Origin of the sequence: Arsenicicoccus dermatophilus (assembly GCF_046267915.1) — a bacterium.
GTDB lineage: Bacteria > Actinomycetota > Actinomycetes > Actinomycetales > Dermatophilaceae > Arsenicicoccus > Arsenicicoccus dermatophilus_A.
The window spans coordinates 1,939,897-1,952,206 of the sequence record NZ_CP176520.1; the positions used below are offsets into that span (position 1 = coordinate 1,939,897).

Below are 12,310 nucleotides of genomic sequence, written 5' to 3' on the forward strand. Positions count from 1 at the left end.
TCGGCCAGATCACCATCAGGACACACGACACAACGATCTGGCAGTCCGACCGGCGCTTCCCTGGGCCGGTCCGACCGTTCTCCCTAGGGTGGCCCCTGGTGTCCCGGACCGTCCGGGGCCTGATCACAAGGGGGGATCCATGTCCTTCGGCGACGCCGTCAAGACCTGCTTCCGCAAGTACGTCGTCTTCTCCGGCCGCGCCCGCCGCCGGGAGTTCTGGTTCTGGGCGCTCTTCACCGTGCTGGTGTCCCTGCTGACCGGGGTCGTCGACTCGCTGCTGGGATTCGGAGCCGCCGGCGTGGACGCCGGTTCGACCTCGAACGGCAGCAGTCTGAGCCTGACCGACTCGGTCGGCCCGGCGCAGACCCTGGCGACGCTGGCGCTCTTCCTGCCGTCGATCGCCGTGACCGCCCGCCGTCTGCACGACACGGGTCGCTCCGGCTGGTGGCAGCTGCTGTCACTCATCCCGATCCTCGGTGGCCTGGTCCTGCTGTTCTGGGAGGTCAAGGACTCCCAGACCGGCACCAACTCGCACGGCCCCAACCCCAAGGGCGTGGGCGACGACGCAGGTCTCGGTGGCTTTCCGGGCGCGGCCTACGGCCAGCCGCAGGGCCAGCCCTACGGCCAGACGCCGCCCGCTCCCCCGGCATACGGTCAGCCGCAGCCGGGCACGAGCGACCAGCCGCCGTCGGGCAGCCCCTACTCCGGCTGACCGCCCGCACGGCAGGAGCCCCGCACCGGGTCGGTGCGGGGCTCCTGCCGTGCGGGCGGGCCGATGGCCGCTCAGGCGAAGGCCTCCCACAGGGTCAGGACGGACAGACCCACCATGACCACGGCGGCGATCCGGGTGATGGCGCGCATCGGGATCACCCGGAGCAGCGCCTGGCCGCCGAGGATGGCCAGCAGCGCCACCGACCCCAGCCCCAGGACGGCGCCGATGCCGACGGACACCGGCGAATGGTACTTCGCGGCGAGGTTGGCGGTCATGATCTGGGTCAGGTCGCCCCACTCCGCGAGGAAGATGATCCCGTAGCCCATGGACGCGACCTTCGCGAAGCCGGCCTTGGCGTCGGTAGCGCCCACGACGGCCTCCTCCTCCGCGAGCTCGGCCGCCTCGTCCTCGCTGCCCTCCCGCCAGATGAGCACGGCCCCGAGCAGGAAGAGCCCGGCCACCAGGAGCTTGAGCAGCGTCTGGGGCAGCAGGGTCATGATCGAGCCCGCGGCCACCGCGATGACCACGTGCGTCGCGAAGGCCGCCGCCACCCCGCTGAAGACCCAGAACCACGGGTAGCGCGTCCCCAGCACGAGGCTGGCGAGGGCGGACTTGTCCGGCAGCTCCCCGACGAAGATCAGGGCGAAGACGGTGGCGATGATGCCGACATCGAGCACGGTTGGGCTCCAGGGGATCTGAGGGGTCGGCGCGCCCGCGCCGACCGATGATCCTATCCGCCCTCAGGACCTACCGGCGGTCGTCGGATCCGCCTGCTCACGTTGCCCAGGCGAGTCCGACCGCCGCCGGTAGGTCTGCAGGCGGGGGTGCCCCCCAGCAGCGCGTCGCGATGCTCGGCGACCCAGCGGTATGCCGCGGCCAGCGGGCCGTCCAGGGCCGGGGCCTGCAGGACCCGGGCGACCGGCCGCAGGAAGGGGTGCCCCAGCTCGACCGCGGCGACGACCGCGCGGTGCCCGCAGATCACCCGCCCCTGCCGGTCGACGAGCTGCACCGCGGCCCGGCAGTCGCGCTCCGTCAGCCCCCAGCGGGCGAGCACCTCCCCGCCGAGCTGCTGCCACGGGCGGATCTCGTAGCGGTCCCGGCACACCCACCGCCAGGTCCAGCGCGCGACGACGGTGCAGCAACCGCGATCGCCGTCGACGATCAGCAGGGGCAGCAGGACGGGTGCGATCCCTGCCTCCGGCATACGGCTCATGCGTGGGGCCAGGCGGCCACGAGCTGCCGGCGGGTGTCCTCGAGCAGGACCGGGAGGGCCTTGGTCTGCCCCACGATGGGCAGGAAGTTCATGTCGCCGCCCCAGCGGGGGACGACGTGCTGGTGCAGGTGGGCGGCGACGCCGGCGCCCGCGACGGCACCCTGGTTCATGCCCAGGTTGAAGCCCATCGGACGGCTGGCCGCCTGCAGCGCGCGGATGGCCTGCTTGGTCAGCGCCGCGAGCTCCGCGGTCTCCTCGTCCGTGAGGTCCAGGTAGAACGGCACATGACGGTACGGGCAGACCAGCAGGTGACCGGGGTTGTAGGGGAACAGGTTGAGCACCACGAAGCACAGCTCACCGCGGTGCACGACCAGGCCCGCCGCGTCGTCCTTGTCCGGGGCCGCGCAGAAGGGGCACCCGTCCCCGGCGTCGGCGCTCGGCCGCTCGGCGTTGATGTAGGCCATCCGGTGCGGGGTCCACAGGCGCTCGAAACCGTCGGACACGCCGACGAGCTCGCCCGCGTCCTCGAAGGTGCCGGACCGGGCGTGATCCGGGCTGGTGCGGTCCTGGTGGTCGGTCACCCGACGATCCTAGACTCGGGGCCATGACGACGCCCGCCACCCCACCTCCCGCCCCCGCCGGCGACGTGTGGGCCGCGCTCCACCAGCCCGCAGCGCCCAACCCGACCGCGTGGGTGCGTCGGCAGCTCGCCGACATCGAGGCCGCCGGCACCACCGCCGCCGCCGAGGTCCAGGGCCGGGCCGTGGTCGTGCTGACCGTGCTGGGCCGTTCCTCCGGCACGGTCCGCCGGGTCCCGCTCATGCGGGTCGAGCACGACGACGTCTACGTCGCGGTCGCCTCCCAGGGCGGTGCCCCCGAGCACCCGGCGTGGTACCACAACCTCCTCGCGCACCCCCAGCTGCTGCTGCAGGACGGCTCCGAGACCACCCGCCGGGTCGCCCGCCTCGCCACGGACGCGGAGCGCGAGCAGTGGTGGCCGCGGTGCGTGGCGGCCTTCCCTCCCTATGCGGAGTATGCCGAGAAGGCCGGGCGCACCATCCCCCTCTTCCTGCTCGAGCGCCCGTGACCCGCCAGGAGCGGCTCCACCGGGTCCGAGCGAAGCTGCAGGACGCGATGGCCGAGCAGGTCTGCCTCGACCTCGACCTGCCCGACGACACCACGAAGGGCTACTGCGTCGGCGTGGGTCGGCGCTGGGCGCTGGTGCGGGTCGCGGCACCCTGGCCCGACGGGCTGGTCGCCGTGCGGCTGCGCCACCTGGAGCGGATCCGGCACGAGGACCACCAGTCCGTCGAGCGGTTCGCCTTCGAGCGCGAGGGAGCCTGGCCGCCCCTGCCGGTCGAGGGCATCGACCTGGACCGCACCGAGGGCCTGGTCACCGACCTCGCCGAGCGCTTCCCCCTGCTGGGGATAGAGGTGGCGGGCGCGACCGACCAGCTCTTCGTCGGCGCGCCGGTGCTCCTCGCCGAGGGCACCTTGATGCTGCAGGAGCTCACCACCGAGCCTGCTTGGGAGGCTCTGTCCACGTGGCGGCTGCGGGACCTGACCCGCCTGACCGTCGGTGACCGCTATCTGTCGCTGATGGACGAGCTGGCGCCGCCGAGGCCGCAGGATCCTTCGCCCTTCGCCGACTAGGTGTCCCACCCGCGCTGGAGTGCCTCAGCCCGCGATGCTCGCCACGCCCGCCGACGTCCGCAGGCTCGCCGTGTAGGTGCCGTCCGGCGCCGGTCGGGCCGCCAGCCGCCGCGCGATCCCCGGCGCCGCCGGACCCAGCGCGCTCAGGTCCGCGCGAAGGTGGGTCAGCCCCTCCGCCGCGGACCAGGCGTGCACCTCACGGGCCAGCCGTCCTCCGATGCCGCACCGGCGGAAGGTGCTGGTCACGTAGATCGTGTCGAGCCAGCCCCACCGAGCCCGGCGCGACCCGCCCAGCACCGGCAGCCCGGCCACCAGCGTCAGCCCGGCGACGCCCAGCGGGCGCCGGTCGACCTCGGCGAGCCAGAAGGGCCGGTCCCCGCTGTCCCGCAGCCAGGCGTCGGCGAAGCCGTCGAGGAACTCCGGGTCCGGCGCCGCGCCCTGCTCGCGGCCCAGCTGCAGCATCATCGCGGCGACGGCGAAGGCGTCGTCCGGTCGTGCTCGACGGACGTGGGCTGCGGCGGACATGGCCACAGTCAACCATCACGTGAGGGTGGAGGCATCTCCTGTGGCTGAACCGTCACCGGACGCCGTATCGGGCAGCCGTTCAGGCCGACCCGCCCCGAGGCCCGAGGCCACCCTGGAGCGGGACTTCCGGCGGTTGTGGGGCGCGTGCGCGACCAGCGACCTGGGCAGCGCCGTCGGCGCGGGGCCCTGCCGCTCGTCGCGCTGGTCGTGCTGCACGTCTCGGCCTGGCAGGTCAGCCTCCTGGCAGCCCTGTCCGGCGCAGCGGCTGCCGCCCTGGCACTCCCCCTCGGGCCCGCGATCGAGCGCCGCCGCAAGCGCCCGGTCCTGGTCACGGCGGACCTGGTGCGCGCGGCCGCCCTGGTCAGCGTCCCCGTGGCGGCCGCCCTGGGGATCCTGACCTATCCGCACCTGTGTCTCGTGGGGATCGCGACGACGGTCGCCACGATCGCCTTCACCACGGCATCCGGCGCCCACCTGAAAGCGCTCGTGCCCGCCGACCAGCGGGTCGCCGCAGCCTCGCGGCTCGACGGGACCTCCTGGGCGGCGACCGTTCTCGGCGCACCGCTGGGGGGCCTGCTGATCGGCTGGCTGGGCGCGACGGCCACCCTGGCGGTCGACGCCGTCAGCTACCTCGTCTCGGCGGCGGGCGTCGGCGCGATCGGTTCCTCCGAGCCGGAGCCACCCGCCCGCGACGCCGGTCGGGGGAGGGCGACCGAGATCCTCGCCGGCTGGCGGCACGTCGGGGAGAACCCTCGCCTGCGGGCGCTGTTCGTCAACGCGATGGTCTTCGGCGGGGCGGTCATGGCGGCCTCGCCCCTGCAGGCGGTCCTGATGCTGCGGGACCTGGGCTTCGCCCCGTGGCAGTACGGCCTGGCCCTGGGGCTGCCCGGGCTCGGCGGGTTGCTCGGCGCCGTGCTCGCGCCCTACCTCGTGGCACGCCTGGGCGAGCATCGCGTCCTCCTGGGCGCCGGCGCGGCCCGCACCCTGTGGCTGGCTCCCGTCGCGCTGGCACCGCCCGGCCCCGCCGGCGTGGTGACCCTGGTGTGCGCCGACACCGCCCTGCTGCTGTGCGCGGGGGTGTTCAACCCGACCTTCGTGAGCTGCCGCCTGCGGGAGACCGGCGACGACCATCTCGCGCGGGTGACGGCCGCCTGGTCGATCACCGCCAAGGTGGTGCAGCCGGCGTTCGTCCTGGCGGGCGGGGTGCTGGCGGCGGTCGTCGGCACCCGGGGCGCGATCGGCGTCGCCGCCGCCCTCCTCCTGGCAAGCGCCCTGGCGCTGCCGTGGCGGTCAGGTCGAGCGCCGCGTCTCGGATGACGGAAGGGCCGGACGAACGGTCCGACCATCGACATACCGTGCGCGGCAGGTCATGAGTGTCAGCTGCACGGCCCCGGCCGGCTGACCGGCAACCCTCCCACGCGGCGGGGTGCCCCGGGTGACGACCAGGCCGCCGGCCGACCGGCTCGCGGCAAGCGCGATCTTCGCAAGGAGCCCTGCCATGAGCGACCCCACCTGGCGTTTCGAGACCCAGCAGATCCACGCCGGCCAGACCCCCGACGCCGAGACCGGCGCCCGGGCGCTGCCGATCTACCAGACGACCAGCTTCGTCTTCGACGACGCGCAGGTCGCGGCCGACCGGTTCGCCCTGTCCGACCTCGGCCCGATCTACTCCCGGCTCGGCAACCCGACCAACACCGTCGTCGAGGAGCGGATCGCGGCCCTGGAGGGCGGGGTCGGCGCCCTCCTGCTCGGATCCGGTATGGCGGCCACGACCTTCGCGATCCTCAACGTCGCTCAGGCCGGTGACCACGTGGTCGCCTCCCCCGCGCTGTACGGCGGCACCTACAACCTGTTGAAGTACACGCTGGCCAAGCTCGGCATCACCACGACCTTCGTCGAGGACCAGGACGACGTGGACCAGTGGCGGGCCGCGGTCCGCCCGGAGACGCGGCTGTTCTTCGCCGAGTCCATCTCCAACCCCGACCAGCGGGTGTTGGACGTCGCAGGTGTCGCCGGGGTGGCCCACGAGGCGGGGGTGCCGCTCGTCGTGGACAACACCGTCGCCACGCCATACCTGCTGCGCCCGATCGAGCACGGCGCCGACGTGGTGATCCACTCCGCGACGAAGTTCCTCGGGGGCCACGGCACCTCGATCGTGGGGGCGCTGGTGGACGCGGGGACCTTCGACTACGCCGCCGACCCCGAGCGGTTCCCGCAGCTCAACACGCCGTCGGAGAGCTATCACGGCCTGGTCTACGCCCGGGACCTCGGCGTCGGCTGCCCGCTCGGCGCCAACCTGGCCTTCATCCTCAAGGCCCGGGTCGAGCTGCTGCGCGACCTCGGGGCCGCCTGCTCGCCGTTCAACGCCTTCCTCGTCGGCCTGGGGCTGGAGACGCTCAGCCTGCGGATCGAGCGACACGGCGCTAACGCCCGCGCGGTCGTCGACCACCTGGTCGGGCACCCGCAGGTGGCCTCGGTCAACCACGCGTCGCTCGACTCCCACCCGAGCAAGGCGAACGCCGACCGCTACTGCCCCGAGGGAACCGGGTCGGTCTTCTCGTTCGAGATCAAGGGCGGCATCGAGGCCGGACGGGCCTTCGTGGACGCGCTCGAGCTGCACTCCCACGTCGCCAACATCGGGGACGTGCGGTCGTTGGTGATCCACCCCGCGGCGACCACCCACTCCCAGGGCTCGGACGAGGACCGCCGCGGCGCCGGCGTCACCCCCGGCCTGATCCGCCTGTCGGTGGGGCTGGAGCACGTCGACGACATCCTCGCGGACCTGGACCGTGGCTTCGCGGCGGCGGCCCGCGTCGGGGCCTGACCTCTCCCCGGCCTCGCCGGTAGGGGCACGTGGCGGGGTTCGCACGGCGGGTCGCGGCCACGTCTGGCGTCTCGACCGCCGGCCGAGGCTGGCCAGGGTGGCGGGGTGAGCTCTCACCCCGCCACCCAGGTCAAGGCCATGCTCGTCACCCTCTCCCCCGACGGCTCCACCCACCTGGTCAGCCACCACCCGCCCACGCAGGAGAACCCGCTCGGGTTCCACCGGCTCGTGGGCGGCAGCGTCGAGCCCGGTGAGACCCACCGGGAGGCCGTAATCCGAGAGGTGCACGAAGAGCTGGGGGCCCGGATCGAAGACCTCACCTCCCTCGACGTGCTGGAGAGCATCTTCATGGTCGACGGCCGACAGGGCCACGAGATCGTCTTGGTGCATGCCGGACGGCTCGACCCCGCTCCGCCGCAGACCGGTGGCCGGCTCACCGAGATCGACGGGTCGGTGCTGCCCGTGGTCTGGCGCCCCGTGGCGGACGCGGACCAACCGATCCCGCTCTACCCCCTCTCGTCGCCGATCTCGCCACGGGAGAGCGGCACCGCGGTCGTGGCCGTGCCTGAGGTGACGTCATGGAATGGCTGACGTGGACCTGCGTCTCGGTCCTGGGGATCGTCGTCGTGGACCGACTGGGCGTCTGGGCCGAGTCGCGCGGATGGAGCTACTGGCGTCGTCGGTCTCGCGGCAGCACGGGCCAGGCGGGGATCGGCCCGCTCCTGGGCGTCTTTCACCCCGCTCACCACCACGTCGTCGAGGAGCGGGAGCGCCGTCGCCTCGAGGTCCGGCAGAGCGGTCGCGCCCAGCCGAGGCCCGACGAGGACCTCCCCGAGCTCTGAGCGGTATGCCGAAAAGCCGAGGGGCGGCGCCCCACCCGTGCGGGTGGGACGCCGCCCTTCTCGGCATACGGCGAACGATCAGGCGTGGCCGAAGTCCTCGGACCCGGCAGGCTCGTCCACACCCGCACCGGGTGCGGTCGTCACCTGGGCGCGAGACTCGATGGCGTGGACGATCTCCTCGATCGCGTCGGCCACGGGCACGCCGTTGCGCTGCGACCCGTCGCGGTAGCGGAAGGACACCGCCCCGGCCTCCTGGTCCTCGCCGCCCGCGATGAGCGTGAACGGGACCTTGGACTTGGAGGCGTTGCGGATCTTCTTGGGGAAGCGGTCGTCGCTGTGGTCGACCTCGACGCGCGCGCCCCGCCTGCGCAGCTGGCGGGCGACGTCCTCGAGGTAGTCCGCGAAGTCCTCGGCCACCGGGATCGCGAGCACCTGCACCGGCGACAGCCACACCGGGAAGGCCCCGGCGTAGTGCTCGACCAGGACGCCCATGAACCGCTCGATGGAGCCGAACTTCGCCGAGTGGATCATCACGGGGCGCTTGCGGCTGCCGTCGCTCGCCTGGTACTCCAGGCCGAAGCGCTCGGGCTGGTTGAAGTCGTACTGGATCGTCGACATCTGCCAGGTGCGGCCGATGGCGTCGCGGGCCTGCACGGACACCTTGGGGCCGTAGTACGCCGCGCCGCCCGGGTCGGGGACGAGCTCGAGCCCGGACTCCAGGCAGACCTCCTCGAGCACGCGGGTCGCGATCTCCCACTGCTCGTCCGACCCGATGAACTTGTCCTTCTTGGAGCCCTCGGTCTCGCGCGTGGACAGCTCGAGGTAGAAGTCGGACAGCCCGAAGTCGCGCAGCAGCCCGAGGACGAAGTCGAGCAGGTGCTTGATCTCGGCGGGCGCCTGCTCCTCGGTGACGTAGGAGTGCGAGTCGTCCTGGGCGAAGCCGCGCACGCGGGTCAGGCCGTGGATGACGCCGGACTTCTCGTAGCGGTAGACCGAGCCGAACTCGAAGAGCCGCAGCGGCAGCTCGCGGTAGGACCGGCCGCGCGAGCGGTAGATGAGGTTGTGCATCGGGCAGTTCATCGCCTTGAGGCGGTAGTCCTGCCCAGGCTTGACGACCTCGCCGTCCTCGCCGAGCACCTCGTCGACGTGCAGCGGCGGGAACATGGTGTCGGCGTAGTACGGCAGGTGGCCCGAGGTGTGGAACAGCCCGTCGCGGGCGATGTGCGGGGTCCCGACGTACTCGAAGCCCTCCTCGATGTGCCGGCGCCGGACGTAGTCCTCCATCTCCCGCTTGACGATCCCGCCCTTGGGGTGGAACACCGGCAGCCCCGAGCCGATCTCGTCGGGGAAGGAGAACAGGTCGAGCTCCACGCCGAGCTTGCGGTGGTCGCGCTTCTCGGCCTCGGCGAGGCGGTCGAGGTAGGCCTTGAGCTCGTCCTTGCTCGGCCAGGCCGTGCCGTAGAGCCGCTGCAGCTGCTCGTTGGCCTGGTCCCCGCGCCAGTAGGCCGCGGCGGAGCGCATCAGCTTGAAGGCGTTGCCGATGATCTTGGTGCTGGGCAGGTGGGGACCGCGGCACAGGTCGCCCCAGGCGACGGTGCCGTCGCGGCGGACGTTGTCGTAGATCGTCAGCTCGCCCGCGCCGACCTCGACCGAGGCGCCGGCCTCCTCGTCGTCGTGCGACATGGTGCCCTTGAGGCCCACGAGCTCGCACTTGAAGGGCTCGCCCGCGAGCTCCTCGAGCGCGTCCGTCTCGGAGACCACGCGGCGCTGGAAGGTCTGGCCCTCGTTGATGATCCGCTGCATGACCTTCTCGAGGGCCTTGAGGTCCTCGGGCGTGAAGGGCTCGGACACCTGGAAGTCGTAGTAGAAGCCGTCGCGCACGGGCGGGCCGATGCCGAGCTTGGCGTCGGGGTTGACCTGCTGGACGGCCTGGGCCATCACGTGGGCGCAGGAGTGGCGCAGGACGTTGAGCCCGTCCTCGCTGCTGACGTGCACGCCCTCGACCTCGTCGCCCTCGCGCAGCTCGTAGGCGAGATCCTTGAGCTCCCCGCCGACGCGGGCCACGACGATGCCCCTGTCGTCGGCGAACAGGTCGGCGGCAGTGGTGCCTGCCGCCACCGATCGCTCGTCCCCGGCGATTCTCACGGTGATGTCGGCTGGCACGATCGTCTCCACTTCGTCTGGGCTCGTGCACCCCGGGCGGTCCGGCGCGAGAGCCGTATGCCGCCGCGCAGGCGCGGGATCCGACCTCGCCACCGGTGGCGAGGTCGGAGCCTAGGCTATCGGTCGCCGCAACCGGGTTGACTCGGGTCCGACCATCACCCGCACCCGGCGGGGCCGCCCGCCCGTCCGGTCAGTAGGAGGCGCAGCAGCGCACCACGTGGGCCCGGTCGCCGACCAGGACGTCCCCGCCGAGCACCGTCTCGGCATACAGCCCGGCGCACGAGCTCGGGCGCTGACCGAGCCGGATCGTGACCTCGCCCACCTGCAGCTCCTGCCCGGTGAGGGCGTCGAGGGTCTCGTCGGGCATGTCCAGCACCAGGTTGGCGCGCAGCTGCCCGTCCGCGCACTGCGCCGTGGTGGCGACCAGCAGCGGGCGGCGCTTGACCCGGTCCCCGACCAGGCCGCTGTCGGTGAGGACGCCCTGGCGCAGGGGGCGTCCCGGCTCACCCTTGACGGGGTAGACCCAGACGGCGGTGAGCGGCCAGGTCGCGGAAGCGGAAGATGCCATGGGACCAGGGTGCCTCGCGCCCCCGCCGACGGACCAATCGCCCTGGCACGGGAGAGGGCCAGGAGGTGAACTCCTGGCCCTCGTCGGTGGACGTGAAGGGACTCGAACCCCTGACCTCTCGCGTGTGAAGCGAACGCTCTAACCAACTGAGCTACACGTCCAGGTGAAGCCGCGCGGCCGGCCGCGGTGGCAACTCGTGAATGATAGCGGCAGCCAGGGCCGGAGGAGAAATCCATCAGTCCCGGGCGGCTCCCGACGGGGGGAGGACCGACCCCCCGAGCCTAGTCACCTTGAGTCATGATCAGTGGCTACATATGTCTGGTTTGGACCCGTTCGCGCCCGTGTCCCCGCTACTCGGGGTTGATTTGGTGAAACCTCAGGAACTCCAGACGGGCGTGAGTAATATCGCCGACATGGGGCCACCCGCAGGGTGGCTGCCCCCTCCACCATGAGGGGCCGCAGGGTCTAGAAGACGGCCTGAGCCACCAACAAGTCTTATGGAGCACTCGTTGAGCGCGTCTTCGCATCACGTGGTCTTCGGCCTGCCGCACGTGCGGCCGACCGAGGACGGAGAGTCCGAGCGACTCCTGGCCGACATCGCGGACGTTCCCGCGGCGGAGCGTCAGGAGGTCTACAACCGCGTCATCGCCATGAACATCGGCCTGGCCAAGCGACTGGCCGCTCGCTACCGCAACCGTGGCGAGCCCCAGGACGACCTGGAGCAGGTCGCCAATCTCGGCCTGGTCATGGCCGTGCTGCGCTACGACCCCTCCCACGGCGTCAGCCTCGTCGACTTCGCCACCCCCACCATCATCGGGGAGCTGCGCAAGCACTTCCGCGACAAGTGCTGGTCCGTCCGTCCGCCGCGCCGCCTGCAGGAGCTGCGACCCCGGGTCCGGGAGGTCCAGCAGGAGCTGGAGCAGGCCCTCGGCCGGGTGCCCACGTCCACCGAGGTGGCCGATGCGCTGGGCCTGACCCCGCGCGAGCTCGCCGACGTCGAGCAGGCCGCCACCGGCTACCAGCCGCTCTCCCTCGAGCACCCGACGGGCGAGGGCGCCAGCTCCACGCTGGGACACCTCATCCCGGACGAGGACCACGACCTCGAGCACCTGCTCGATGCGATGACCGTCCACACGCTCCTCGATTGCCTGACCCCGCGCCAGCGCCGCATCGTGGAGCTGCGCTACTTCTCCGAGATGACCCAGCAGGAGATCGCCGAGGAGATCGGCGTGAGCCAGGTCCAGGTCTCGCGGCTGCTGACCCAGATCCTCGGCACGCTGCGCAACGTGCTGGAAGTCCAGCGTCCGCCGGTCACCCCGATCAAGACCCCGGCCGGGGCCACGCGTGCCCTGCGCATCCCCTCGGAGTCGGTGGCCTGAGGATCGCTCCTCTCCCCCGTCGACGGCGTCGCCGCCCCCGGGCCGCGGCGCCGTCGTCGTACCGCACTCACCCGGTCGTCGTCGCGCCACCGCCGGTCCTGCCGGGAAATGACCGCACCTCGCCCGACCCGAGGTCGATCCTGCGAGAGCAGCAGGGCGGGACGACGAAGGCCCCCGGGGAACCGGGGGCCTTCGTCGGTGGTGGGCGATACTGGGTTTGAACCAGTGACCTCTTCCGTGTCAAGGAAGCGCGCTACCGCTGCGCCAATCGCCCTAGCGCGAGGGGCGCGATCTCTCGCGCCCCTCGTCGGAGCGGACAACCGGGCTCGAACCGGCGACCTCAACCTTGGCAAGGTTGCGCTCTACCAACTGAGCTATGTCCGCCTGCACCGCGTGCGGTGCGCGTGGAAAACAGTATCCGATGGATGACG

At 72.2% G+C, this 12,310-nt stretch carries 14 protein-coding genes, 3 tRNA genes and 1 riboswitch; of the genes, 8 read left to right on the forward strand and 9 right to left on the reverse strand.

The annotated features are described in order from the left end of the window. Positions 1-139 precede the first annotated feature (139 nt). Entirely contained in the window at positions 140-712 is a 573-nt protein-coding gene (locus ACK2IS_RS09395) for a DUF805 domain-containing protein (RefSeq protein ID WP_409483079.1), read from the forward strand. Between the two features lie 71 nt (positions 713-783). Here ACK2IS_RS09395 and ACK2IS_RS09400 read toward each other — a convergent pair whose 3' ends face one another. Genes ACK2IS_RS09400 through ACK2IS_RS09410 form a run of 3 tightly spaced genes read right to left on the reverse strand, consistent with a single transcriptional unit; the run spans position 784 to position 2,428 of the window. Beyond that, positions 784-1,389, reverse strand: a complete 606-nt coding sequence (locus ACK2IS_RS09400) for a TMEM165/GDT1 family protein (protein WP_409483080.1) — start codon at positions 1,387-1,389, stop codon at positions 784-786. A gap of 53 nt (positions 1,390-1,442) precedes the next feature. After that, complete coding sequence (locus tag ACK2IS_RS09405) at positions 1,443-1,925, reverse strand: thiol-disulfide oxidoreductase DCC family protein (protein ID WP_409483081.1); 483 nt, start codon at positions 1,923-1,925, stop codon at positions 1,443-1,445. After that, complete coding sequence (locus ACK2IS_RS09410) at positions 1,922-2,428, reverse strand: HIT family protein (RefSeq protein WP_409485656.1); 507 nt, start codon at positions 2,426-2,428, stop codon at positions 1,922-1,924. Before ACK2IS_RS09410 ends, ACK2IS_RS09405 begins: the two co-directional genes overlap by 4 nt. 101 nt (positions 2,429-2,529) lie before the next feature. Between ACK2IS_RS09410 and ACK2IS_RS09415 the strand changes: the two genes are divergently transcribed. Together ACK2IS_RS09415 and ACK2IS_RS09420 are read left to right on the forward strand one after the other, a co-directional pair. Further along, positions 2,530-3,012, forward strand: a complete 483-nt coding sequence (locus tag ACK2IS_RS09415; RefSeq protein WP_409483082.1) for a nitroreductase family deazaflavin-dependent oxidoreductase — start codon at positions 2,530-2,532, stop codon at positions 3,010-3,012. Then, on the forward strand, positions 3,009-3,578 hold the full coding sequence (locus ACK2IS_RS09420; protein WP_409483083.1) for a hypothetical protein: 570 nt from the start codon (positions 3,009-3,011) through the stop codon (positions 3,576-3,578). Before ACK2IS_RS09415 ends, ACK2IS_RS09420 begins: the two co-directional genes overlap by 4 nt. A gap of 24 nt (positions 3,579-3,602) precedes the next feature. On the opposite strand, the gene ACK2IS_RS09425 is transcribed toward ACK2IS_RS09420, so the two are convergent. Next, complete coding sequence (locus tag ACK2IS_RS09425) at positions 3,603-4,103, reverse strand: N-acetyltransferase family protein (protein WP_409483084.1); 501 nt, start codon at positions 4,101-4,103, stop codon at positions 3,603-3,605. Between the two features lie 144 nt (positions 4,104-4,247). Between ACK2IS_RS09425 and ACK2IS_RS09430 the strand changes: the two genes are divergently transcribed. The 4 genes from ACK2IS_RS09430 to ACK2IS_RS09445 all read left to right on the forward strand — a co-directional run bounded on the left by ACK2IS_RS09430 (position 4,248) and on the right by ACK2IS_RS09445 (position 7,769). Then, on the forward strand, positions 4,248-5,420 hold the full coding sequence (locus ACK2IS_RS09430; protein WP_409483085.1) for an MFS transporter: 1,173 nt from the start codon (positions 4,248-4,250) through the stop codon (positions 5,418-5,420). A 48-nt stretch (positions 5,421-5,468) separates the two neighbouring features. Beyond that, positions 5,469-5,584: riboswitch (SAM riboswitch) on the forward strand. A 17-nt stretch (positions 5,585-5,601) separates the two neighbouring features. After that, positions 5,602-6,927 carry an O-acetylhomoserine aminocarboxypropyltransferase/cysteine synthase family protein gene (locus ACK2IS_RS09435; protein WP_409483086.1) on the forward strand — a complete coding sequence of 442 codons (1,326 nt, stop codon included), beginning with the start codon at positions 5,602-5,604 and terminating at the stop codon, positions 6,925-6,927. 105 nt (positions 6,928-7,032) lie between these two features. Further along, positions 7,033-7,518 (forward strand): NUDIX domain-containing protein, encoded by a 486-nt coding sequence (locus ACK2IS_RS09440; protein WP_409483087.1) that lies wholly within the window; start codon positions 7,033-7,035, stop codon positions 7,516-7,518. Further along, positions 7,506-7,769 (forward strand): hypothetical protein, encoded by a 264-nt coding sequence (locus tag ACK2IS_RS09445; RefSeq protein ID WP_409483088.1) that lies wholly within the window; start codon positions 7,506-7,508, stop codon positions 7,767-7,769. Before ACK2IS_RS09440 ends, ACK2IS_RS09445 begins: the two co-directional genes overlap by 13 nt. 78 nt (positions 7,770-7,847) lie before the next feature. On the opposite strand, the gene thrS is transcribed toward ACK2IS_RS09445, so the two are convergent. The 3 genes from thrS to ACK2IS_RS09460 form a co-directional block, all read right to left on the reverse strand. Continuing rightward, on the reverse strand, positions 7,848-9,932 hold the full coding sequence (gene thrS / locus ACK2IS_RS09450; protein ID WP_409483089.1) for a threonine--tRNA ligase: 2,085 nt from the start codon (positions 9,930-9,932) through the stop codon (positions 7,848-7,850). A gap of 190 nt (positions 9,933-10,122) precedes the next feature. Further along, positions 10,123-10,500, reverse strand: a complete 378-nt coding sequence (locus ACK2IS_RS09455; RefSeq protein WP_409483090.1) for a hypothetical protein — start codon at positions 10,498-10,500, stop codon at positions 10,123-10,125. Positions 10,501-10,587: 87 nt separating this feature from the next. Beyond that, a tRNA-Val gene (locus ACK2IS_RS09460) sits at positions 10,588-10,661 on the reverse strand. A gap of 348 nt (positions 10,662-11,009) precedes the next feature. On the opposite strand from ACK2IS_RS09460, the gene ACK2IS_RS09465 reads away from it, so the two are divergent. After that, positions 11,010-11,879 (forward strand): SigB/SigF/SigG family RNA polymerase sigma factor, encoded by an 870-nt coding sequence (locus ACK2IS_RS09465; RefSeq protein ID WP_409483091.1) that lies wholly within the window; start codon positions 11,010-11,012, stop codon positions 11,877-11,879. Positions 11,880-12,078: 199 nt separating this feature from the next. Here ACK2IS_RS09465 and ACK2IS_RS09470 read toward each other — a convergent pair. Then, a tRNA-Val gene (locus ACK2IS_RS09470) sits at positions 12,079-12,153 on the reverse strand. A 37-nt stretch (positions 12,154-12,190) separates the two neighbouring features. Next, positions 12,191-12,263, reverse strand: a tRNA-Gly gene (locus ACK2IS_RS09475). Positions 12,264-12,310: the final 47 nt, after the last annotated feature.

What these genes read in the sequence shown, in the direction of transcription:
- ACK2IS_RS09435 (WP_409483086.1), top strand. Translation starts at nt 5,602, where the DNA reads ATGAGCGACCCCACCTGGCGTTTCGAGACCCAGCAGATCCACGCCGGC.
- ACK2IS_RS09415 (WP_409483082.1), top strand. Translation starts at nt 2,530, where the DNA reads ATGACGACGCCCGCCACCCCACCTCCCGCCCCCGCCGGCGACGTGTGG.
- ACK2IS_RS09395 (WP_409483079.1), top strand. Translation starts at nt 140, where the DNA reads ATGTCCTTCGGCGACGCCGTCAAGACCTGCTTCCGCAAGTACGTCGTC.
- ACK2IS_RS09445 (WP_409483088.1), top strand. Translation starts at nt 7,506, where the DNA reads ATGGAATGGCTGACGTGGACCTGCGTCTCGGTCCTGGGGATCGTCGTC.
- ACK2IS_RS09425 (WP_409483084.1), bottom strand. Translation starts at nt 4,103, where the DNA reads ATGTCCGCCGCAGCCCACGTCCGTCGAGCACGACCGGACGACGCCTTC.
- ACK2IS_RS09405 (WP_409483081.1), bottom strand. Translation starts at nt 1,925, where the DNA reads ATGAGCCGTATGCCGGAGGCAGGGATCGCACCCGTCCTGCTGCCCCTG.
- ACK2IS_RS09455 (WP_409483090.1), bottom strand. Translation starts at nt 10,500, where the DNA reads ATGGCATCTTCCGCTTCCGCGACCTGGCCGCTCACCGCCGTCTGGGTC.